A 22,656-nucleotide genomic window follows, 5' to 3' on the forward strand; every position below is an offset into this window, starting at 1 on the left:
CCGGCACTCTGGAACCTTTGCGACGCCGTTGCGTTTAATCCGGCACCAGGGGTTATACCCGGTTTGGTGAGAGGGTGGTTTTGATATGCGGTGGAGGTGCTGATGGACCGGGAGGAACGTCCGCGAGTTGTGCGGACTGTGCCGGCTGATAGGAGCGCACCGGGGCATTCAGCGAACACGACCACTCCGGCTGAACGTGGTGTCGACGGCGAGAAGCACTCAGTACAAGATCAGATTGGGCTTCAATTGCGGTCTATGTATGATGACGTATTGAACGAAGCCACGCCGGAGCGTTTCTTAAAGCTTCTTCAAGATCTGGATGAGAAAACGAAGTCCGAATGATATCGTTAGCTGATATCTATGCATATCGACGTGCGTGATATTGTCGACTTGGATTTTCGCATTCATGTCCATAGAAGGAATTATGTCGTCGGGGTTTAACATGTGCGGCTGACACTGATGGCGGCGCGGGGAGCCTGGATATTCGAAGGACATAGGCTCGCATGCGCCGACGCCGCTTCATCCATAAGTACCGGGCAGCTTGGCCGGCCGACCGCCAAGCGGGACCCGGGTCCGTGCGCCATGGATGCGGCTTCGCGACTTGTCGAGGCCCACGATGACATTTGGCCGTAGCCTTCGCAGCAGGATTGTCGTTACCCTCGGCTTTGTTCTCCTACCTGCTGTTGTTCTCGCCTTTGTGTGGATCTTCACGAATGTGAACGCCCTTCGCGATGCGAAGGTGGCTAACGCGACGCGCGCGGCGTCCGCCATGGCTCTCCAGGTCAACGAGTCGTTGCGGGATATGATCCTCGCAAGCGCCGGCCTCGATGCCAACGCAGGGACGACCAAGTCCACGACGGCGTGCAATCGCGAGCTCGGATCGATCGTCGGCGCACAACAGAGTTACGTCGGTGGAGCCGTTGTGGACCACGGGCGCATAGCCTGCGCGATCGGCGTGCCGGAGGATGCCTTTGCACGCCTCGCTTCGCCTGAACGTCTGGCGACAATCACCGCGGAACTGTCGACTGGAGCTCCCCTTGTGCTGGAGCGGCTCGACAATACCGACGCTGAAAAGATTCTGACGGATAATGGTCTGGCTATCCCGACCGACGGTTATCTCCTGGCGGCCGTGCCGAGCAGCCTGAGCAAGGATGGTATGCTGCTCGTGCTCCTGACCAGAGAGCGCATTATCGCCGAGCTCAGCGTACCTTTCATGGACATCGCCCATGGCGCTGCGCTGTTCGGGGCGGATGGAACGATCCTGGCGGAATGGCGGTCGGACAGCCTGCCCGAACGCTGGCTGCCAGCCATGCCGTTCGACGGCGCGACCGCCGCGGGGGTCTCGATCTCCGGCCATAGTTTTCGCTATTTCAAACTGCCGCTAGCGCGTACAGGCGTCGCGCTGCTGGTGGGATATCCCGAAAGCGCGTTTTTCGCGGCTGAGCAGAACATTCTTTGGGTGACGCTGTTGCCGCCGGTTCTCATGATGGGCGCCGCGGGAGTTGGCGCGCTGCTGGCCGTGGATCGCCTTGTGATCCAATGGATCGTCTATCTGCAGCGTGTCACACGGGTCTACGGCAGCGGGCGCTATTCGGTTCGTGCCCTGCGCCTGAGCAGGGCGCCACGCGAACTTGGTGAGCTTGGCTATGCCTTCAACCATATGGCCGACAACATAGCCCATCACGCCACCGAACTGAGTTCGGCGATCGATGACAAGGAGCGATTGCTGCGGGAGCTACACCATCGGGTGAAGAACAACTTCCAGGTCATCGTCTCGCTTCTGAGTCTGCATAAGCAAAGTCTTCCGGACAAGGAGCGCGATGAGGTCCGCTTCATAGAAGATCACGTGAACGCCATGGCCGTGGCTTACCGTGTCGGTTACAGCTATGGCGAGATGGGTGACGCACCGGTCGCGGAGCTTCTTTACGATATTGTCGATGGGTTGCGGCGCACGGCGGATCTAGCGCCAGACAACGTCGTGGTCGAGGTTCCGCCCGTCACGACCCGGATTGATCTCGATCGGGCGATTGGGATCGGTTTGTATCTCGCGGCTATGCTGCCTGCTTATCTGGACACGGTCCGCGCGGACGCGGCTCACTCGTCCTCGCAGATGAAGGTGAGGGTAAGCGCCTTTGTTGAAGGGGAGACATTGCGGCTTGCCGTTTCCGTCCGGCCAGCGACGACGATTGTTCAACTGTCTCATCTGCGCGGGCGTCTTACACGCGCCTATATCCGGCAGCTGTCCGCCCAAGAGGTGCCTGCGGATGATTCAACGGAAAGGACTATCCTCATTCCGTTGGATGGGATCGACGCGATGGGGCTTCCTTCGGGGGACAGGCCTGCGAAAAGCTTTCGCATCAGCGGCAGGCATACCGGATCACCCGCCGGATGATCTCCAGGTGGTCCTCAACAATGGGGATGGTCCTCAACAATGGGGATGCTCTTGCGAGGTAGCTTGGCGCGCGGACGCAAGACGGGATCCGGAACGCCCTCCGCTCAGACTGACGTCCCCAAGCGTTGAAGGAGGTTGATCCAGATCCCGTTTCTGAAGCATCGAGGTGAAAAGTGCGTTACACCTTTCCATTAAATCCAATGCAATCAGATATATAGCGCTACGTCTCGACTTTCATGGAGCGTTCGCCGCACGAGGCGACTTCCCGACGCTTAAAGGGGCGACTGACGCCCGCGCACGATGCTGACAATCGCGGAAATGATGAAGAGCACGATTGCGACGTAGAAAATGATCTGTGCGATCGAAATAGCCGTTCCGGCAATTCCGCCGAAACCAAGTACCGCGGCAATAAGCGCGATAACTAGAAAAGTTATTGCCCAGCTGATCATGGTATGTCCCTTTATTGTAGAAAGTTTACGTCCTTCTGCCAGCGCTCGCGCAGTTGCGTTTTGGGGACGGCGGCCCTAGCGTCGATAGTCGCCGTACCGAACGGGCGTTGTAAAACAAACGTCTTCCCACATATGAAGTTCCCAAATATGGGAAATGGAAGATCCTCTAGTAATCAGGTCGGGTCTTGCGCGTCTTACATGCGTACAGCAGCGACATCAGTTTAGATCCCGCTCGGCAGTTTGCGATTTATGTTCGCCGTGGGGATAATACCCGTCCGCCTGTTTGCTATCCGCAGGAGCCTGTCAAGGAGGCAGGGAGATCCTATCAAGGGCGTGATTTGAAATTGTCTCTGCCGCCGGGGCTTGGCGACACAATCGGCGACACAAATCGGCAAGGCAAAGATGGAAGGAAACCCTAAAATTCCTGTTTCCGTCTAACTACTTGGTGATGCGGGCGGTGTAATTTACCCACCATTGCCTGGATGAGTAGTGGAACCATTGGCAAAGCTTCGCGTTCTTGAAAAGCGAAGATTATGTGGCCTGGGTCTCGCGCCCGGGTTTCAGCTCAGCTTCTCTCTCGCGAGGGCTGAATGTGAGTGGAGTGAAGCAATATGGGGGCGCGTCGCTCTGCAGATGAAGAGACGCAGGAGTTGCATCCCGGTACCCGTATCAACGGCGGCGTGAAACAAGGGGGTTCCGCATTTGAGGGCGAACGTGGCGTGCATATGACTCATCCAGCAACGGCGGTGGATGGAATGGGTGCCCAGCTTTCTCCCGCCTTGCGAGGGGTGAGCGCCCAATTTGCCGAACGGCTCACGGACCTCTATCGAACAACGCTTGAGCAGCCTGTGCCAGATCGCTTTCTTGAGCTGTTGGACAAGCTCGACCGCAGGGAAGGGCAGGGATGATGGAGGCAAGTGCGAACGTTAAGCAGGATCTGCTGAAAGCCATCCCCAATCTGCGTGCTTTCGCCATATCGCTGTGCGGAAATCCCGAGCGAGCCGATGACCTCGTGCAGGAAACGCTGATCCGCGCCTGGGCCAATCTCTCGTCCTTCACCGAAGGCACGAATATGGTGGCGTGGCTTTATACGATCCTGCGCAATGTCTTCTATTCGGAGTATCGCAAGCGCAGCCGGGAGGTCGAGGATGTGGAAGGGCGCATCGCCGCCACGCAGGCCTCTCCGCCACCACAAGACGGGCACATGAACCTGCGGGATTTCCGTCAGGCGCTTGATGAGTTGCCTGACGATCAGCGCGAGGCGCTCATCCTTGTGGGTGGCGCTGGCTTATCCTATGAAGAGGCGGCAGAAATCTGCGGTTGCGCGCTTGGCACCATCAAGAGCCGGGTAAACCGTGCGCGCACTCGGCTCGCGCATACGCTGGCCGTGCAATCCGCTCACGAATTTGGCCTTGAGCCCGAATGGCAGGCCATCCTCGACCGTTCGGGGTCCTCGCGCGCCAGCCGTTAAGCCTTTGGAAAACTGATCGAAGCAGGATGCGACGCGTGTTTACGCGTCGCATCCTCTGTTTTTCGTTATGTGGACTTGCGGATCAAGACCGCCGTGGCGGCCGCACTTCAGGCGTCAGCACTTGACAACGGGCAAGACGTGGCGCATCTCGTGAGAATAAACGTTCATTCTCACGAGATGCGCCTTTGTCCGAGGTTCAATCAGATCATAGCGATCGGCGCGAACGCATCCTGGATGCCGCGGAACGCTCCTTCACGCAGGCGGGGTTCCATCGCACCACCGTGCAGGATGTTGCACGCGAAGCGAGTATGAGTCCTGGAAACCTCTATCGTTATTTTCCGTCCAAGGACGCTATCGTAACGGGCCTTGTCGAGCGCGACCGTACGATGCTGCGCGAAGATTTCGAAAGCTTTGCCCAGACAGAACGGCTTGAGGTCGTCTTGCGGGCTTTGGCGCGCAAGCATTTCGAGGAAGCGCCCCGTTCCAAGGCCGTGCTCTGTGTGCAGATCTGGGCGGAGGCCACCGTCAACCCGGCAATCGCAGCGGCCAATGCGACGCTCGATAGCGATCTCATGGATGGGATGCAGCGTCTGATCGAAGCCGGTCGGGAGCGGGGCGAAGTGGCCGAAGGCGTTGACGCCGCGGCGACCGCGCGGCTCATCATGAGCATGAGCAGTGGCCTGTTTATGCGCCGCGCCCTTTTTCCAGATTTCGATGCGGACAACGAAATCCAAGCTCTTCTGTGTGTCATCGGCGGTGTCTTGCGAGGCGACATATCGCAAGGCGGGATTTCGCATCTCCCGTCCGAGGACATTCTTCTGGCCACTGAGACAGATCGATGAAAGCAAGTCACATAATCGCCGTGGCCGTTATTCTCGGAGCCGGAGCCTGGATTGGTTCCGGGGTCATCGGTCGTGAGCATCCCCAGGGCGAGAAAACGGACGCGGCAGCCGCCAAAGCCGCGCCGCGCTTTCGCGTCTCTGTGGTTGAGACCCGCGAGGAGCAGCATGCGCGTCGCATCGTGCTGTCCGGACGCACCGAGGCTGATCGCCGCGTGACCGTCGCGGCCCGCACCAATGGCACGGTCATCGACCTCAAGGTGCGCCGCGGTTCCGTCGTCAAGACGGGCGACGTCATGGCCGTGCTCTCGGATGAGGCGCGCGAGGCGATGGTCGCTCAGGCGAGTGCCAGGCTGGAACAGCGCCGTGCCGAACTGAAAGCCAGGCTCACGCTCATCGAGCAGGGCAATATGGCCTCGCTGCAGAAGCCCTCGCTGCAGGCGGAGCTGCGCGCGGCCGAGGCGAGCCTCGCCCAGGCCGAGGCGGAGCGCGACAAGAGCAAGGTGCGCGCGCCGATCGACGGCATCGTGAATGCGGTGCCGATCGAGAACGGGCAGGCGTTGCAGGTGGGCGCGGCGGTTGCCGATGTGGTCTCCATGGATCCCATGCTGGCGGTCGTCGAGGTTGCGGAACGCCAGCTGGCGGGCATCAAGGTCGGCGACAAGGCCACTGTGCGCCTGATTTCCGGTGGTGAAGTGGAGGGCAAGGTGCGGTTTGTCTCCGCGACCGCGAGCCCGCAGACCCGCACCTACAGGGTCGATGTGGAACTCGCCAATCCCAAAGGCGCCATTCCCGACGGAGTGACCTGCGAGGTGATGCTCTCTCTCGCACCCGTGCCCGCGACGAAGGTGCCGCGGTCTGCCCTGACGTTTTCAAATGAAGGGCGCCTTGGTGTTCGCTCGGTTGCGAAAGATGGCGTGGTCGCCTTTTCGGAGGTCGTCATCATCCAGGACGGTCGCGATCAGGTCTGGCTAAAGGGTGTGCCGGACGGTGCGGCGGTCATCGTGCAGGGCCAGGACTTCGTGAAGGAAGGCGAGATCGTGGAGACCGTTCAGGCTGGAACGCTCGCCAAGATGTAGCGATGGCCGCGCCCGTGGCAGCGGGCGGATATGAGGTATGGGTCCGGGGCCTTTCCGCCCGGACCGCGCTGTTCTGATCAAGAAGGTGGAGACGGATGCCGGGCCTCACGTGGGGCTCGGCATTCTCCAGGACCCCGATGGCCAATCCCGTTGACTATGCGATATCGCATGCGCGCCTGACGCTCTCGATCCTCGTGTTCCTGCTCCTGGCGGGCTGGTCCGCTTATGTGAGCATTCCCAAGGAATCCGAGCCCGATGTCCGCGTGCCAATCATCTACGTCAATGTCACGCAGCGCGGCATCAGCCCGGAGGATTCCGAGCGCCTGATCCTGCGGCCGCTGGAGACGCAGCTGAAATCGGTATCCAACGTCAAGGAGATGAGCGCCGCCGCCTACGAGGGTGGCGGCTATGTGCTGGTGGAATTCGAGGCCGGGTTCAATTCCGATGCCGCGCTCGCGGACGTGCGCGCCAAGGTCGATCAGGCGAAGCGGGATCTGCCGCGCGACGCGGATGAGCCGGTGGTGCAGGAGGTCAATCTCAGCCTCTTCCCGGTTCTTGTCGTGGCGCTGGGAGGCGACGTGCCGGAGCGGACATTGCTGCGACTGGCCCGGGACGCCAAGAGCGCCATCGAGCAGGTGCCGGGGGTTTTGACGGCGGATCTGCGCGGCGCGCGTGACGAAGCGGTTGAAATTATCGCCGAGCCCATGCTCATGAAGAGCTACGGCATTTCGCTCAACGATCTCATCGCTTCTTTCTCCGCCGGCAACAGCCTCGTGGCCGCGGGCGCGCTTGAGGGGGCGTCCGGTCGCTTCGCGGTGAAGGTCCCGGCGCTGATCGAGAAGCCGCAAGACGTTCTGAAATTTCCGATCGCGGCCTCCGGATCGGCTGTGGTGACGCTCGGGGACGTCGCGGAAGTCCGCCCGACGTTCAAGGATGCAGTGTCGATCACACGCGTCAACGGCAAGTCGGCGATCGCTATCGAGGTGGTCAAGCGCACGGGCTCCAACCTCATCGAGACCGTAGACGCGGTGAAGAAGGTTGTGGAGAGCCTGCGCGCCACCTGGCCGTCGACCGTGCAGGTGACGTTCACGCAGGATAAATCCAAGGACATCCGGTCGATGCTGCATGAACTGCAGAACAGCGTGATCACCGCCGTTCTGCTCGTCATCATCATCATGCTGCTGTTCCTCGGCGGGCGCGCCTCGCTGTTCATCGGCATCGCGATCCCTGCGTCCTTCCTTGCGGGCATCCTTGGCCTGCAACTCGCGGGCCTGACCGTGAATATCGTCGTCCTGTTCTCGCTGATCCTCGCGGTCGGCATGCTGGTCGATGATGCGATTATCGTGTCGGAATTCGCCGAGCGGCGCATGGCGGCCGGAATGCCTGCGCGGGAGGCCTATTCTTTGGCTTCCAAACGCATGGCGGGTCCCGTCATCGCCGCGACGGCGACGCGCGTGGCGGCCTTCTCGCCGCTGCTGTTCTGGCCGGGCATTGTCGGCGAATTCATGAAATACATGCCGCTGACGCTCATCGCGACCCTGTCGGCATCGCTGGTCGTCGCGCTGTTCTTCACGCCGACGCTCGGCGCCATGCTTGGGCGAGCGAGCGAGGTACATGACGAGCGTGTCGCCGAGCGCGGGTTCTATATGCGCGTGGTTCGCCTGTCGCTTCGCCATCCGTTGTCGACGCTCGGCCTCGCGGTCGCCTTGCTGGTGACCGTCGTCGCGGCTTATGGGCGTTATGGCAACGGCGTCGAGTTTTTCCCGTCCGTAGAGCCGGACTATGGTCTCATCCAGGTGCGCGCTCGCGGCAACCTCTCCATCGCCGAGAAAGACAAGCTGGTGCGGGAGGTGGAATCGCGATTGATGAACCTGCCGGAACTCGGCACCATCTATGCCCGCTCGGGCGAGGGGCAGCGCGGTTCCGACGAGGTTACCGAGGATACGGTCGGCACCGTGCAATTCGAATTTGTCGATTGGCAGAAGCGCAGGCCCGCGCATCTGATCATGGAGGAATTGCGCGAGCGTACGAAGGATATTCCAGGTGTGATCATCGAGGTCACCCAGCCCCGCGCCGGCCCGCCCACGGGCAAGCCCATCACGCTGCAGATTATGTCGCTTGATCCTGACAAGCTCTTTCCGGCGGCTCAGAAGGCGGCGGAAATCCTGCGGGCGCGTTCCGATACGCGCGACGTCGACGACGGTTTGCCGTTGCCGGGTATCGACTGGCGGCTCGAGGTCGACAAGGCGGAAGCTGCCAAGTTCGGCGCTAATCCGACAGTGGTCGGCACCGCCGTCCAGCTCGTGACCAACGGTGTGAAGGTCGCTGAATACCGACCCAACGATACCGACAAGTCTGTCGACATCCTCGTGCGTTTCCCCGAGGAGAGGCGCAGCCTCGACCAGCTCGATGACCTCCAGGTCAACACGGCGTCCGGCGCTGTACCGATCGGTAATTTCGTGGCGCGTCAGCCGGAGAGGAAGGTCGGGCTTATCAACCGTGTCGCCGCGCGCCGCGTCGTCACGGTGACCGCGAATGTCGCGGAAGGTGTGCAAACGGCAGCCGTGCAGCAGGCCGTCATGCAGGAGCTTGCGAAGACGGATTTCGGGCAGGGCGTTTCATTCAAGCTCAAGGGCGAGGATGAGGAGCGCGAGAAGGCTGGCGCCTTTCTCATGAATGCCTTTGCGGCCGCGATGTTCCTGATCTTCGCGATCCTGCTCGCCCAGTTCAACAAGTTCTCCAGCGTCTTTCTGGTGCTGTCGGCGGTGGTGCTGTCGACGATCGGCGTGCTGATCGGGCTCATGGTCATGGGCCAGGCCTTCGGCGTGGTGATGACCGGGATAGGCATCATCGCCAACGCCGGTGTCATCGTGAACAACAATATCGTTCTCATCGACACCTACGATCGGCTCCGGGCGGAGGGCGTGAACGCGTATGACGCGATCATCGAGACCTGTCGCGAGCGCGCCCGCCCCGTGGTGCTGACGGCCGTGACGGCGGTGCTCGGCGTGCTCGCCATCGCCTTCGGCGTCAATCTGGACTTTGTGACGCGGGACGTTTCCATAGGCGCGCCCTCCACGCAGTGGTGGGTGCATCTGTCGACGGCGATCGTCTTCGGCCTGGGCTTTGCCACGGTGCTGACCCTCGTCGTCACGCCGGCGGCGCTGATGATGATCGCCAACCTGGCGGATTGGCGCGAAAAAAGGCGGGCCCGACGGAAGGGTGGTCCGGTGGCACCTGGCTCCGACAAGGTTCTGGGACCGGATGCCGTATCCGGCGGATCCGCGACGAATTAATGAGCCGGACGGGCAGGATTCGTGGAGCAACAGCCCGGGAAACTCTGGCACTTTGCTGCATGGCACCCTACGTTCTCCGGACAGTGAACCGGAGACGACCATGTTCGACGCCAAGAAGCTTCTCGACGTCCTCGTAGCCTCGGCCTCATCCCAGGGCCCCCAGGGTTCGACAAAAGGCTCATCTACAGGGCCGGCCACATCCGGGGGGGCTTCTTCCGGCCTCGACCTTGGTCCCGATGCCAGCTCCGGCCTTGGCGGTCTCCTTGGATCGGTTCTCAATCAGCTCGGAGGGGCTGGCCGGCCGACGCAGGCCGGTCCCGCCGGTTCGAGTTCTGGTATCCCCGGTCTTCCCGGCGCCTCTGGAACGCCGAATGTCGGCGATCTCGTCACGAAAGCGCGCGATTTTCTGCAGAGCCCGGCGGGGCAGAACGCCGCCAGCGCGGTGATGGGCGGTCTCGCGGGCCTGCTGCTCGGCTCGAAATCCGGGCGCAAGGTCGCGACCTCCGCCGCCAAGGTCGGCGGGCTCGGCCTCATCGCGGCGCTGGCCTACAAGGCCTATCAGGGTTGGCAAAACGGCCAGCCAGCATCGAGCGAGGCGGCGGCCACCATTCCGGCGCTGCCCGCCCCGACCGGCACCGCTTTCGACGCCAGCACGGCCTCGCAGGATACGGCGCTTGTCCTGGTGCGTGCCATGATCGCGGCGGCGGCCTCCGACGGACATATCGACCCGGAGGAGCGTGGGCGGATTGTCGGTGGGCTCCAGCAGGCGGGCTTCGACATGGAAGCCTCGCGGTTCCTGGACACGGAGTTTTCGAACCCCGCCAGCATCACGACCCTCGCCGCGGCCGCGACGACCCCCGAGATCGGCACGCAGATCTATGCGGCGGCCCGTCTCGCCATCGATCCGGACACGCCGGAGGAAGCACGCTTCCTCAAGGAGTTGAGCGAGGCGCTGGCCCTTGACCCGTCGCTCGTCGCGCATCTCGACACGGCTGCGGCGAGTGTGAAGGTGTAGTTTCAAATAAATGCGGTGTGTCGCCGATTGATCGCGTCATCCCCGGGCGCTGCGTAAGCGGCGAACCCGGGATCCATGAACACCGTCCGTAGCTCATGAAAAAGCACTGTGTTCATGGATCCCGGACAACGGCTGCGCCGTTTCCGGGATGACAATCGCGTTTACATCGCTATCCCACCTTCACCCCGGGCGGTGCTCGCTCAGGAATTCGCCCATGCGTTCCAGAGCCTTGCGGATGTTCTCGGCTGAATTGGCGTAGGACAGGCGAATATAGCCCTCGCCGAGAATGCCGAAATCCGGTCCGCCGATGACCGCGACGCCTGCCTTATCCAGCAAGGCATTGGCGAGGGGCTTGGCCTTCCAGCCGGTCCGGGAGATGTTGGGGAAGGCATAGAACGCCCCCTTGGGCGTGGCCGCGCTGACATTTGGCAAACCATTCAGGCCTTCCACCACGATACGGCGGCGCTTGTCGAATTCCGCGACCATCTCCACGACGCAGTCCTGCGGACCCGTGAGGGCGGCAAGGCCCGCCCATTGGGCGGCCGCATTAACGCATGAATAGGAGTTCACGGCGAGCTTGCGGGCGGCATCGAGCAGGGGCGCCGGCCAGACCGAAAAGCCCATGCGCCAGCCGGTCATGGCGTAGGTCTTGGACCAGCCGTCGAGAAGGATCAGGCGATCCCTGATCTCTGGATAGGTGAGCAGCGAGACATGCTGTTCGCCATCATAGACCATCTGGCCATAGATCTCGTCCGACATGATGGCGACATCGGGATGGCGGGCGAGACCAGCGACCAGCTTGTCGATCTCACTCTTTGGAGTGACACCACCTGTTGGATTGGCCGGTGAATTGAGGATCAGCAGCCGCGTTTTCGAGGTGATCAGGCCAAGCGTTTCCTCAGCCGAAAAGGCGAAGCTGTTTTCCTCGCGGATGGGCACCGGCACCGGCGTCGCGCCGGTGAACTCGATCATGGAGCGATAAATCGGGAAGCCGGGATCGGGATAGAGGATCTCGGCGCCGGGTTCGCCGAACATCAGGATCGCCGCGAACATGGTGACCTTCCCGCCCGGCACGATGAGTACGTCGTCCGGCGAAACCGTCACCCCGAGGCGGCGGTGGATATCGGCGGCGACGCCCTCGCGTAGCGGCAGAATGCCAGTGGCCGGGGTATAGCCATGGTGTCCATCACGCAGGGCCTTGATGGCGGCCTCGACGATATGTGGCGGTGTTGGAAAATCCGGTTGGCCGATACCCAGATTGATGATGTCGCGGCCTTCCGCAGCAAGCGCTGTGGCGCGGGCCAATACAGCGAAAGCATTTTCTTCACCAATGCGGGCAAAAGCCGGAACGATCGTGGGCATGCGTTGTCCTCCTGTCGATCAGGCGTAGCGCGCCGTGGGCAGTGTTTCAATCCGCTGTGCCTGATGAGAAGAGCGCGACCCACGGGGGATCATGCGGCAAGGGCTTCCGCGACATTCGAGCCCTGTGCTCCATGCAATCGTCTGACGATTGATTTTGGTCGCCATTTCTGATGATGATTTTTAGAGCAAATCAAATCAGCGGTCCCACCGCTCGGAGTGTGGGATGTACTGCAGATGTGGGAGGTCTTGGCGATGAGCAATTCCGGACAGGACAAATCGAAGCTGCGCTCGCGGCAATGGTTCGACAACCCCGATAATCCGGGGATGACGGCGCTCTATCTCGAGCGCTATCTCAACTACGGGCTGACGCGCGAGGAACTGCAGTCGGGCAAACCGATCATCGGCATCGCGCAGACGGGCTCTGATCTCTCGCCCTGCAACCGCCATCACATCGAGCTCGCCAAGCGTACCCGTGAGGGCATCCTGGCCGCCGGCGGCGTGGTCATGGAATTCCCCGTCCATCCGATCCAGGAGACCGGCAAGCGCCCCACAGCTTCGCTGGATCGCAATCTCGCCTATCTCGGCCTCGTCGAGGTGCTCTACGGCTATCCGCTCGACGGTGTGGTGCTGACGACGGGCTGCGACAAGACTACACCCGCCTGCATCATGGCGGCGGCGACGGTGAATATTCCCTCGATCGTGCTGTCCGGCGGACCGATGCTGAATGGCTGGTTCCACGGCGAGCGCACGGGTTCCGGCACCGTCGTGTGGAAGGCGCGCGAGCTCCTGGCCGAAGGCAAGCTCGACTACGAGCAGTTCATCGAACTGGTGGCGTCATCGGCCCCGTCGGTCGGCCATTGCAACACCATGGGGACGGCCTCCACCATGAATTCGCTGGCCGAGGCGCTCGGGATGAGCCTGCCGGGCTGCGCGGCAATCCCCGCGCCCTATCGCGAGCGTGGCCAGATCGCCTACGCGACCGGGAAGCGTATCGTCGAGATGGTGTGGGAGGACCTGAAGCCCTCGGACATCATGACCCGCGAAGCGTTCGAGAATGTGATCGTGGTGAATTCGGCCATCGGCGGCTCGACCAACGCCCCCGTCCACATCAATGCCATTGCCCGTCACATCGGTGTCGAGCTCAATGTGAAGGACTGGGAGACCGTCGGCCACGAAGTGCCGCTTCTCGTCAATCTCCAGCCGGCCGGGAAATACCTCGGCGAGGAGTATCACCGGGCGGGCGGCGTACCGGCCGTGGTGCATGAGCTGATGAAACACGGCCTCATCCATGAGGGCGCGCTCACGGTGAACGGCCGCAGCATTGGTGACAACTGCCGCGAGAGCGCCGCCACCGACGCGGATGTCATCCGCAGCTTCGACACGGCCTTGATGCAGGACGCGGGCTTCATCGTGCTGTCGGGCAACCTGTTCGATTCCGCCATCATGAAGACGAGCGTGATCTCCGAGGAGTTCCGCAACCGCTATCTCGTCAACCCTAAGGACCCCAACGCCTTCGAGGGCAAGGCCTTCGTCTTCGATGGCCCGGAGCAGTATCACAAGCTCATCGACGACGAGTCGCTCGGGATCGACGAGCACTCCGTTCTGTTCATGCGCGGCGCCGGGCCAATCGGTTATCCCGGCGCGGCGGAGGTCGTGAACATGCAAGCTCCGGCCTATCTCCTCAAACGCGGCATCACCTCGCTGCCTTGCATCGGCGATGGCCGTCAGTCAGGCACCTCGGGTTCGCCGTCGATCCTGAATGCCTCACCGGAGGCGGCAGCCGGCGGTGGCCTTGCGATCCTGAAAACCGGTGATCGGGTGCGCATCGATCTGGAGAAACGCAGCGCCAACATCCTCATCTCCGATGCGGAAGTGGCGGAACGGCGTGAGGCACTGGAGAAGGCTGGAGGATACAAGTATCCGGGCAGCCAGACGCCCTGGCAGGAAATCCAGCGCGGTATTGTCGATCAATTGTCCGAGGGCATGGTCCTGAAACCCGCCGTTAAGTACCAGCGGGTTTCCGAGACCTATGGTGTTCCGCGCGACAACCATTGATCGCGGCCGCCTGCCGCGGGTCCTTGGGCCCGCGGCGATCTGGCCTTTCCTCTCTGTTTCGCGGTGAGTTGCGCGCCCAGTGCAAGGCGCCCTTGTCCTGATGGTGTTGCTGCCGGCTTGGAGCTGTGCTTCATCCGTGAGCAGGCAGCGTCGGGCGGGACGCTTGTCGCGTTATAGGGATGTTTTGCGGCCCAGCCGCTGACATCTCTTCATTGAAACACCGATAGTCACGGACGAATCGGTCGAGGCGACACACAACGTGGGAGGGGGCCGTGACCACAACCGTTCAGCAGCGGCGGCGGGCTTTGCGCAAGCTCCATGAGGGAAGCGGCATCTTCGTCATGCCGCATCCTTGGGATATCGGCACGGCGCGCTATCTCCAGCACCTCGGCTTCAAGGCCTTGTCGACGACCAGCGCCGGGATAGCCTTCTCGCAAGGGTTCCCCGACACGGAATGGGCTGTGCCCCGGGACATGATGCTCGATCACATCCGGGAGATCGTGGACGCGACACATCTGCCCGTCAGTGCGGATTTCGAGGCCGGTTATGCCCACGAGCCAGAAGGTGTCGCCTCCAACGTGCGCCTGTGCATGGCGACAGGGGTCGCCGGCCTGACACTCGAAGACCTGACGAATGATGCCAATCGCCGCCTCTATCCCGTCGAGCTCGCGGCTGAGCGCATAGCCGCCGCCCGATCGGCGATCGACGATGTCGCGGCGGGCGCTGTCTTGACAGCATCGACGGAGAGCCTCCAGGTCGCGGAGGATTCCTTTGACGAGGCCTTGCGCCGCCTGATCGCCTATGCCGAGGCTGGGGCCGACTGCCTTTACGCCCAGGGCATTCTCTCGCGTGAGCAGATCGCGACGCTCGTGAAGGCGATCGCGCCGAAAAGTTTGCAGATTCTCGTGCCGAGCCATGCGCCCTTCACCATGAAGGAGCTGGAGGACCTCGGCGTGAAGTGCATAAGCGGTGGCTCCGGCCTTTGCCGGGTGGCCTGGGGCAGCTTCATGCAGGCCGCGCGCAAGCTCTCGCAGGGCAGCCTGGAGATCTATGGCTCAGCTGTTCCGTTTCCGGAGATCAATGGGTTTTTCCGGCAGGATCTGGCCAAGGGGCGCCGCAAGGCATGAGCGGGTCGGATAGGGGCGCCCCGGCCTCCATCGCGCCTGCGCGCGGGGTGCCCGAGCGCACGGTCCTCACCGGCCGCTACTGCAGCCTTGAGCCGCTCGACGCGACGCGTCATGCGCCGGATCTCTGGCGGGCGCTCGCTGGCCATGACCACCTGTGGGATTATCTCATGCAGCCGCCGTTCGCCGACGAGGCGAGTTTCACGGCCTATGTGGCGGAGCGTGAGGCAAGGACAGATCCACTCGGCTATGTCGTGATCGATAGCGGCCGCGGGCAGGCGGTGGGCTGGGCCTCGCTGATGGAAATCCGCCCCGAGCACGGCGTGGTCGAGGTCGGCAACGTGCTCTTCTCGCCGCTTCTGCAGCGGACACGGATTGCGACTGAGGCGATCGCGCTCCTCGCTGCTTATGTCTTCGACGGGCTGGGGTATCGCCGTTTCGAATGGAAGTGCAATGCCCTGAACGCAGCCTCCCGGCGGGCGGCGCAGCGTTTTGGCTTCACCTTCGAGGGGATTTTTCGCCAGCATATGATCGTGAAGGGGCAGAACCGCGACACTGCATGGTTCGCCATGCTCGACAGCGAATGGCCAGCCCGCCGCGCGGCCTTCACGGCCTGGCTCGACCCGGGAAATTTCGACGCGCAGGGGGGGCAGCTCCGCTCGCTGGCGGCGATCCGGGACAGCCTGTGAACGGACTCGCCGTACGCCTGGCGGCGGCGACCGACCATACGGCGGTTCTCGCCTTGCAGCATGCGGCCTTTGCCCGGAACAGGGAGCGGCTCGGCGTCGAGCCACTGCCTCTGCTCGCCGATTACGGTGAAATCTTCGCCGGTGGTGGAACGTGGGAGATCTGGCTGGCCGTTGCGGCGGAAGGGATCGCCGGCGTGCTCATCCTGATGCCTCGGCAAGATGATCTCTACATCTGGAGCATCGCGACCGACCCCGCTTTTCAGGGGCGGGGAGTGGGAAGGGTACTTCTGGCCCATGCGCTGGTGCGGGCTCAGGCTCTGGAACTCTCGTCCTTGCGCCTGTGCACCGGAAGGGCCCTTTCCGAAAACATCGCCTGGTACGCGAGAGCGGGCTTTGTGATTGAACGGGAAGAGCTGATGCCGGACCGTGTCCTCGTGCATATGGCGAAGGCTCTGACCGCATCGTGACTGAGGGAAGGAGACTTGGGAATGGCGGGACGTCTTGCGAACAAGGTGTGTCTGGTAACGGCGGCGGGCCAGGGAATTGGGCGCTCTTGTGCCCGGTTGTTCGCGCAGGAGGGCGCGACGGTCATAGCGACGGATCTTGATGCGTCCAAGCTGGCGGACCTTGATGAAGCCACATGCCGCCCACTCGATGTGCGCTCGACTGAGGCCGTCGAGGCCCTTGCCAAGGAGATCGGGCCGATTGACGTGCTTCTGAACGCCGCCGGCTTCGTGCACCATGGCAGCGTGCTTGAATGCTCCGAGGCCGACTGGGATTTTTCATTCGACTTGAACGTCAAGTCCATGCACCGGACCATTCGCGCCTTCATCCCCGGCATGCTGGAGAAAGGCAAAGGCTCGATCATCAACATCGCATCCGGCGCCTCGTCCGTGCGCGGCATTCCCAATCGCTATGTCTATGGAGCCTCGAAGGCCGCGGTCGTCGGCCTGACCAAGGCGGTCGCGGCGGATTTCATCAAGCGCGGCATCCGCGCCAACGCGATTTGCCCGGGCACCATCGAATCGCCCTCGCTGGATGATCGCATCGCGACGCTCGCCGCACAGACGAACCAGACGATCGAGGCGGTGCGGCAGGCGTTCATCGATCGACAGCCGATGGCGCGGCTCGGCACGGCTGACGAAATCGGTTGGCTCGCCGTCTATCTCGCCTCCGACGAGGCGAGCTACACCACGGGCCAAGTGCATCTGGCGGACGGCGGTTTCGCTTTATAGGCGGTCGCGCGATGCCGGCAGCTCTCTGAAGAATCAGCAGGTTTCAAAAGAATCCCGAGTTGCCAACCACGAATGATGGCAACATCTGGGCTTTAGGCTCGCCACGCGGCTGCTCGCTGGCTTTCCCTTTCCCGCATGGGAGAGGGACAGGGTGAGGGGTAAACGGTGACTGCCTTGTCCCTCACCCGTCACTTCGTGGATGGTCCTAGCCCTTGCGTGGCCAGGGCGTCTCGACCACCGGTGTCACCGGCCCCTTGCCTTCGAACCACGACACGATGTTGTCCACGACGAGCTGGCCCATCGCGTCGCGCGTATGGTGGGTCGCCGAGCCGACATGCGGCAGCAGCACCACATGGTCCATGGCAATGAGTTCCGCGGGCACATGTGGCTCCTTCTCGAACACGTCGAGGCCTGCGGACAGGATGGTGCCGTCGGCGAGCGCCTTGATGAGCGCCTTTTCGTCGACCACGGTGCCGCGCGCCACATTGATGAGGATGCCCGTCGGCCCGAGCGCCGCGAGCACTTCGGCGTTGACGATCTTGTCCGTTTCACCCCCGCCGGGGATGACGACGATCAGGATGTCGACGGCCTTGGCGAGCCCGACGAGGCTGTCGAAATATTCGTAGGACACGTCCGCCTGCGGCCTGCGGCCGTGATAGGCGATCGGAAGATTGAAGGCTTCGCAGCGCTTGGCGATGGCCTTGCCGATGCGGCCGAGACCGAGGATGCCGACCTTGCGGCGGGCCAGCGTCGCGGTGAGCGGGTAGGCCTTCTCAAGCCAGTGGCCGGCGCGCAGGTAGCGATCGGCCTGGGGCAGCTGGCGGACCGTGGACAGGAGGAGGCCGAGGGCGAGATCGGCCACCTCGTCGCTCAGCACGTCAGGCGTGTTGGTGACGAGGACGCCTTTCTTGGCGGCATGGGCGGCGTCGATCTTGTCGTAGCCGACACCGAAGCTTGAAATGATCTCGAGAGCGGGCAGCCTGTCGATGAGTGTTGCGTCGACCGCGCTGCCGGCGACGACACCGCGCACGCGGCCGGCAATGTCAGCGAGCAGCGCGTCTGTGTCGGCGGCTTCCCAAAGGTTGTGGACCGTGAAGCGACCGCTCAGGCTCCTGGCCACGATAGGCTGCAATGGCGCGGTCATCAAAAGCTCCACGGCACCCGCTCCACCGTTCGTCTGTACCTCACTCACTGATCGTCTCCTCATTGACGGGGCCGAATTTGTCCGCAACCCCCTGGTCCAGGTTCCTCACCCGTGAATTCTGTACTACCGACCGCACCATGCCCAAACTCGCAGCCAGACGCGAGCGCTATGGATCGCCTGATTCCCGCCGGCCGGAAAGCGCTGTAGGCAGATTTGTCAGATTATTGAAATTCGTCGTTGTGATAGCTAGCCTAGCCATTGCATGATCCCTAGCATGGGCATGCGTGGTGCATGTATGGTCTTCTCGTGAGAAGGCCCAGCGAAGCGCGGCCGTAACAGCGGCAAGTGGAGGAAGCAGTCAAAGATGGCATCCGTAGAAATCAGAGAGGTCCGTAAGGCCTTTGGCGCAACGCCGGTTATCCACGGGGTATCGATTGATATCACCGACGGCGAATTCGTCATTTTGGTCGGGCCGTCCGGCTGCGGCAAGTCGACCCTCCTTCGTATGGTCGCTGGCCTTGAGAGCGTCACCGGCGGCGAGATCCGCATCGGCGAACGCGTGGTGAACAATGTCCCGCCGAAAGAGCGCGACATTGCCATGGTGTTCCAGAACTACGCCCTCTATCCGCATATGACCGTCGCGGACAACATGGGCTTTTCGCTGAAGCTCAAGAACGCCCCCAAGGCCGAGATCCAGCAGCGCGTGAACCGCGCGGCGGAGATCCTCGGCCTGACCAAGCTGCTCGATCGTTATCCGCGTCAGCTCTCGGGTGGCCAGCGGCAGCGCGTCGCCATGGGCCGCGCTATCGTGCGCGATCCGCAGGTCTTCCTCTTCGATGAGCCGCTGTCGAACCTCGACGCCAAGCTGCGCGTCCAGATGCGCACGGAGATCAAGGAGCTGCATCAGCGGCTGAAGACCACAACGGTCTACGTGACCCACGACCAGATCGAGGCCATGACCATGGCCGACAAGATTGTCGTGATGCACGACGGTATCGTCGAACAGATGGGCGCCCCGCTTGATCTTTACGATCGTCCGGCCAATCTCTTCGTGGCCGGCTTCATCGGTTCGCCTTCGATGAACTTCATCAAGGGCAAGATCGTTTCCGACGGGTCGCCGCGGGTCGTCACCGAGGGCGGTGTCTCGCTTCCGGTGAAGGAGGTTCCACAGGGTTCCGATGGCCGCCCCGTGGTCTACGGCATCCGCCCGGAGCACTTCATCATCGATTCCGAGAAGGGAATCCCCGCGGAGGTCGCGGTGGTGGAGCCGACGGGTTCGGAAACACAGGTCTTCGCCAAGCTTGGCGGGCAGGACATCGTGGGCGTGTTCCGTGAGCGCGTGACAGTGGGCCCAGGCGACAAGCTTCCCCTGTCCCCCAACCCCGCCCTTGTTCATCTGTTCGATCAGGAGACGGGCAACCGGATCTGAGGCAACGAGGGCATCGCGATAACGCGGTGCCCTTTTTTCTTGGCAGAACGTTTCTCTTGGCAGAACGTTTCTCGCGAGGCTTTCGCCTGAGTCTTTCTCGGCAAGCGAGAACCGTGCGGTTGCACCTGTCGGACATCATAGGAGGACCTGTACGCGTTGAGTGCGGTGCTCGTGCTGAACCTGGGACCCCAGGCAGAGCGCGGTCCGGGCTGGGCTCAGGGGGCTTCCACACCAGGAAAGGAATTGCCGGCGCGTAAAATTTCAAGAATTGGGGAGGGCAGGCGGCGCCGGCTTGAAACGGCTGCTTTCCGTGGAGGAAAAGCTGATGACGATTTCAAGGCGCGATCTCATGATTGCGGGTGGCGGCTTGGCCGCTAGCGCCGCGGGGCTACCGTTGCTCGGTACCCAATCCTTTGCACAAAGTTCTACCTATGAGCCGGAGAAGGGAGCGTCGCTGCGTGTTCTGCGCTGGTCGCCCTTCGTGAAGGGCGAAGAAGACGCCTGGCTCGCCAACACCAAGAAATTTACCGAGGCGACCGGTGTCGAGGTCCGTATCGACAAGGAAAGCTGGGAGGACATCCGCCCCAAGGCAGCGGTTGCGGCCAATGTCGGCTCTGGTCCGGACATCGTCTGGGTGTGGTTCGACGATGCCCAGCAATATCCTGACAAGCTGCTTGATGTGACCGACTTCGCCAACGCGCTCGGCAGCAAATATGGTGGCTGGTACGAGGGCCTCGAAGGCTACGCCAAGCGTGACGGGCGTTTCATCGCCGTACCGCTGGCGGCGATCGGCAACGCGGTCTGCTATCGCGACAGCTGGGTCAAGGAAGCTGGGTTCTCAACCTTCCCGGACAAGACCGATGCCTTCCTCGAGATGTGCAAGGCTTTGAAGGCCAAGGGGCATCCTGTGGGCTTCACGCTGGGCCATGGCGTCGGTGACGGCAACAACTTCTGCCATTGGGTGCTGTGGAGCCACGGCGGGAAGATGGTGGACGAGAGTGGCAAGGTCGTCATCAATAGTCCCGAGACGATCGCGGCACTGAAATTCGTGCGCGAGCTCTATCCCACCTTCATCGCCGGTACGGAGAGCTGGCTCGACGTCAACAACAACCGGGCCTTCCTCGCCGGCGAGATCTCTGTGACGGCCAACGGCGTGTCGCTCTACTACGCGGCGAAGAACGATCCGAAACTGCAGGAGATGGCGGCCGATATCCGCACGACCAACTTCCCTGTCGGTCCCGTGGGCAAGAAGGTCGAACTGCATCAGACGACATCGGCGGTGATCTTCAAATATTCGAAGTTCCCGAAGGCCGCTCTCGCCTATCTCCAGTTCATGTATGACAAGCCGCAGTTCGACGCCTGGATCACCGGCGCCAGCGCCTATTGCTGCCAGCCGCTGAAGGCTTTCGCCTCCAATCCGGTGTGGACGTCCACGCCTATCCACGCGCCTTACGCACTGGCTTCGGAGACGCTGCGGCCCAATGGCTATGCAGGCCCGCTTGGCTATGCTTCGGCCGCCTGCATGGCCGACTACATCGTGGTCGACATGGTGGCGGAAGCAGCCACCGGCCAGCGGACGCCTGAAGAGGCTGCCAAGCGTGCCGAGACCCGCGCCAACCGTTACTACAAGGTCTGAAGCGCACACGTTGCGCTGATTGGCAACAAGAGCGGGGGCGTCTTGGCCCCCGCGACAGACGCCAGGATTGCTGTCTCGTTTGAGGCGTGGCGCGGGACGGTGGTGCGGCCACCGTATGCTTGCGTATGTGTATGCTCACGCCTCGGTCCCTGATGGCAAGCGCGCATTGATGGCCGGCGAGCCGACGCTCCGGCTCCCAACCGAACGCCCGCGGTTTTTTGCTTCGCGCGAACCCGGGCGCGGAGCCACCGTGTCATTCCGGGGCGGGCCGAAAGGCCCGAGCCCGGAATCCATGAACACGACGGGGAACCGAAAGAGGGTCATAGGCGACGCGCCTTCTTGTCAGACCGCGTGTCCATGGATTCCGGGCTCCTCGCTGATGCGAGGCCCCGGAATGACTGCGGAATTCCATCCAAACTCAGCATGCTTTAGCCGGCAGGACGAATTCAAGGAGCGACACATGAGTATCGCCATGACGAGAAGCGAGGCGGGGAGACCGGCGCGACTGTTCGATCTCAGCCAGGGCAGGAATGTCCTTGGCCTCCTGTTCATGCTCCCCGCCGCAGTCTTTCTCCTGGTGTTTCTCACCTATCCGCTCGGGCTCGGCGTGTGGCTCGCCTTCACCGATACCCGTATCGGCCGGGCAGGGGTCTTCATCGGCCTGGAGAACTACATATCGCTCTGGGGCGATCATGTGTTCTGGCTCTCGGTGTTCAACACCGTCCTCTACACCGTCGGCGCGTCGATCCTGAAATTCGGGCTGGGCCTTTGGCTCGCGTTGATCCTGAACGAGCATCTGCCGTTCAAGGCCTTCTTCCGCGCCATCGTGCTGCTGCCGTGGGTGGTGCCCACCGTGCTTTCGGCTATTGCCTTCTGGTGGATCTTCGACGCGCAGTTCTCGATCATCTCGTGGCTGCTCATAAAGATCGGCCTAATCGACACGCCGATCAATTTCCTTGGCGATTCCACCAACGCGCGGGCCTCGGTGATCGCCGCCAATGTCTGGCGCGGCATTCCCTTCGTGGCGATTTCGCTTCTGGCCGGCCTCCAGACCATCCCGCAATCCCTGCATGAGGCGGCGACGCTCGATGGCGCATCCGGCTGGCAACGCTTCCGGAACATCACCCTGCCGATGCTGACACCCATCATCGCCGTGGTGATGACCTTCTCGGTGCTGTTCACCTTCACCGATTTCCAGCTCATCTACGTGCTGACCCGCGGCGGTCCGCTGAACGCCACGCATCTGATGGCGACACTCAGCTTCCAGCGCGCCATTCCGGGTGGCCAGCTCGGCGAGGGCGCGGCGATCGCGGTCGCCATGATTCCCTTCCTGCTGACGGCGATCCTGTTCAGCTATTTCGGCCTGCAGCGTCGTCGCTGGCAACAGGGCGGGGCTGACTGATGATTGAGGCAGCTTTCAAGGACATGCCGTTGGGCACTG

Annotated in this window: 19 protein-coding genes; 16 read left to right on the forward strand and 3 right to left on the reverse strand. The window is 62.3% G+C overall.

Annotation, left to right across the window (positions count from 1 at the left end; all coding sequences use genetic code 11):
- Nucleotides 1-102 precede the first annotated feature (102 nt).
- Entirely contained in the window at nucleotides 103-342 is a 240-nt protein-coding gene (locus KIO74_RS32710; RefSeq protein WP_213333637.1) for a NepR family anti-sigma factor, read from the forward strand.
- A 274-nt stretch (nucleotides 343-616) separates the two neighbouring features.
- Nucleotides 617-2,392, forward strand: coding sequence for a histidine kinase dimerization/phosphoacceptor domain -containing protein (locus KIO74_RS20285; RefSeq protein WP_213333638.1), 1,776 nt, complete (start codon nucleotides 617-619; stop codon nucleotides 2,390-2,392).
- A 272-nt stretch (nucleotides 2,393-2,664) separates the two neighbouring features.
- Here the strand turns inward: KIO74_RS20285 and KIO74_RS20290 are convergent, their stop codons facing one another.
- On the reverse strand, nucleotides 2,665-2,841 hold the full coding sequence (locus KIO74_RS20290; protein ID WP_110377000.1) for a DUF1328 domain-containing protein: 177 nt from the start codon (nucleotides 2,839-2,841) through the stop codon (nucleotides 2,665-2,667).
- Nucleotides 2,842-3,452: 611 nt separating this feature from the next.
- On the opposite strand from KIO74_RS20290, the gene KIO74_RS20295 reads away from it, so the two are divergent.
- The 6 genes from KIO74_RS20295 to KIO74_RS20320 all read left to right on the forward strand — a co-directional run bounded on the left by KIO74_RS20295 (nucleotide 3,453) and on the right by KIO74_RS20320 (nucleotide 10,541).
- Nucleotides 3,453-3,749 (forward strand): NepR family anti-sigma factor, encoded by a 297-nt coding sequence (locus KIO74_RS20295; protein ID WP_213333639.1) that lies wholly within the window; start codon nucleotides 3,453-3,455, stop codon nucleotides 3,747-3,749.
- Nucleotides 3,749-4,312, forward strand: coding sequence for a sigma-70 family RNA polymerase sigma factor (locus KIO74_RS20300; protein WP_213335977.1), 564 nt, complete (start codon nucleotides 3,749-3,751; stop codon nucleotides 4,310-4,312). Before KIO74_RS20295 ends, KIO74_RS20300 begins: the two co-directional genes overlap by 1 nt.
- A 281-nt stretch (nucleotides 4,313-4,593) precedes the next feature.
- On the forward strand, nucleotides 4,594-5,154 hold the full coding sequence (locus KIO74_RS20305) for a TetR/AcrR family transcriptional regulator (protein ID WP_291954832.1): 561 nt from the start codon (nucleotides 4,594-4,596) through the stop codon (nucleotides 5,152-5,154).
- The gene (locus KIO74_RS20310; RefSeq protein WP_213333641.1) at nucleotides 5,151-6,230 is read left to right on the forward strand and encodes an efflux RND transporter periplasmic adaptor subunit; all 1,080 of its coding nucleotides are present in this window, start codon (nucleotides 5,151-5,153) and stop codon (nucleotides 6,228-6,230) included. Before KIO74_RS20305 ends, KIO74_RS20310 begins: the two co-directional genes overlap by 4 nt.
- A gap of 137 nt (nucleotides 6,231-6,367) precedes the next feature.
- The gene (locus tag KIO74_RS20315; protein WP_213333642.1) at nucleotides 6,368-9,526 is read left to right on the forward strand and encodes an efflux RND transporter permease subunit; all 3,159 of its coding nucleotides are present in this window, start codon (nucleotides 6,368-6,370) and stop codon (nucleotides 9,524-9,526) included.
- Nucleotides 9,527-9,626: 100 nt separating this feature from the next.
- A complete protein-coding gene (locus KIO74_RS20320) occupies nucleotides 9,627-10,541 on the forward strand; it encodes a tellurite resistance TerB family protein (RefSeq protein WP_213333643.1) in 915 nt (304 codons plus the stop codon).
- A 180-nt stretch (nucleotides 10,542-10,721) separates the two neighbouring features.
- Here KIO74_RS20320 and KIO74_RS20325 read toward each other — a convergent pair whose 3' ends face one another.
- The gene (locus KIO74_RS20325; protein WP_213333644.1) at nucleotides 10,722-11,903 is read right to left on the reverse strand and encodes a pyridoxal phosphate-dependent aminotransferase; all 1,182 of its coding nucleotides are present in this window, start codon (nucleotides 11,901-11,903) and stop codon (nucleotides 10,722-10,724) included.
- 252 nt (nucleotides 11,904-12,155) lie between these two features.
- Here KIO74_RS20325 and KIO74_RS20330 point away from each other — a divergent pair, with 252 nt between their 5' ends.
- From KIO74_RS20330 to KIO74_RS20350, 5 genes are all read left to right on the forward strand, one after another.
- Complete coding sequence (locus tag KIO74_RS20330; protein ID WP_213333645.1) at nucleotides 12,156-13,958, forward strand: IlvD/Edd family dehydratase; 1,803 nt, start codon at nucleotides 12,156-12,158, stop codon at nucleotides 13,956-13,958.
- 272 nt (nucleotides 13,959-14,230) lie between these two features.
- Complete coding sequence (locus KIO74_RS20335; protein ID WP_213333646.1) at nucleotides 14,231-15,085, forward strand: isocitrate lyase/PEP mutase family protein; 855 nt, start codon at nucleotides 14,231-14,233, stop codon at nucleotides 15,083-15,085.
- A complete protein-coding gene (locus KIO74_RS20340) occupies nucleotides 15,082-15,771 on the forward strand; it encodes a GNAT family N-acetyltransferase (RefSeq protein ID WP_213333647.1) in 690 nt (229 codons plus the stop codon). Before KIO74_RS20335 ends, KIO74_RS20340 begins: the two co-directional genes overlap by 4 nt.
- Nucleotides 15,768-16,238, forward strand: a complete 471-nt coding sequence (locus KIO74_RS20345) for a GNAT family N-acetyltransferase (RefSeq protein ID WP_213333648.1) — start codon at nucleotides 15,768-15,770, stop codon at nucleotides 16,236-16,238. Before KIO74_RS20340 ends, KIO74_RS20345 begins: the two co-directional genes overlap by 4 nt.
- A 21-nt stretch (nucleotides 16,239-16,259) precedes the next feature.
- Nucleotides 16,260-17,006, forward strand: a complete 747-nt coding sequence (locus tag KIO74_RS20350; protein WP_213333649.1) for an SDR family oxidoreductase — start codon at nucleotides 16,260-16,262, stop codon at nucleotides 17,004-17,006.
- Between the two features lie 205 nt (nucleotides 17,007-17,211).
- Here the strand turns inward: KIO74_RS20350 and KIO74_RS20355 are convergent, their stop codons facing one another.
- Nucleotides 17,212-18,150 carry a 2-hydroxyacid dehydrogenase gene (locus tag KIO74_RS20355; RefSeq protein ID WP_213335980.1) on the reverse strand — a complete coding sequence of 313 codons (939 nt, stop codon included), beginning with the start codon at nucleotides 18,148-18,150 and terminating at the stop codon, nucleotides 17,212-17,214.
- Between the two features lie 364 nt (nucleotides 18,151-18,514).
- Between KIO74_RS20355 and KIO74_RS20360 the strand changes: the two genes are divergently transcribed.
- From KIO74_RS20360 to KIO74_RS20370, 3 genes are all read left to right on the forward strand, one after another.
- On the forward strand, nucleotides 18,515-19,579 hold the full coding sequence (locus tag KIO74_RS20360; protein WP_213333650.1) for an ABC transporter ATP-binding protein: 1,065 nt from the start codon (nucleotides 18,515-18,517) through the stop codon (nucleotides 19,577-19,579).
- Between the two features lie 325 nt (nucleotides 19,580-19,904).
- The gene (locus KIO74_RS20365) at nucleotides 19,905-21,215 is read left to right on the forward strand and encodes an ABC transporter substrate-binding protein (RefSeq protein WP_213333651.1); all 1,311 of its coding nucleotides are present in this window, start codon (nucleotides 19,905-19,907) and stop codon (nucleotides 21,213-21,215) included.
- A gap of 472 nt (nucleotides 21,216-21,687) precedes the next feature.
- Complete coding sequence (locus tag KIO74_RS20370) at nucleotides 21,688-22,617, forward strand: carbohydrate ABC transporter permease (protein WP_213335983.1); 930 nt, start codon at nucleotides 21,688-21,690, stop codon at nucleotides 22,615-22,617.
- Nucleotides 22,618-22,656: the final 39 nt, after the last annotated feature.

Origin of the sequence: Chelatococcus sp. HY11 (assembly GCF_018398335.1) — a bacterium.
GTDB lineage: Bacteria > Pseudomonadota > Alphaproteobacteria > Rhizobiales > Beijerinckiaceae > Chelatococcus.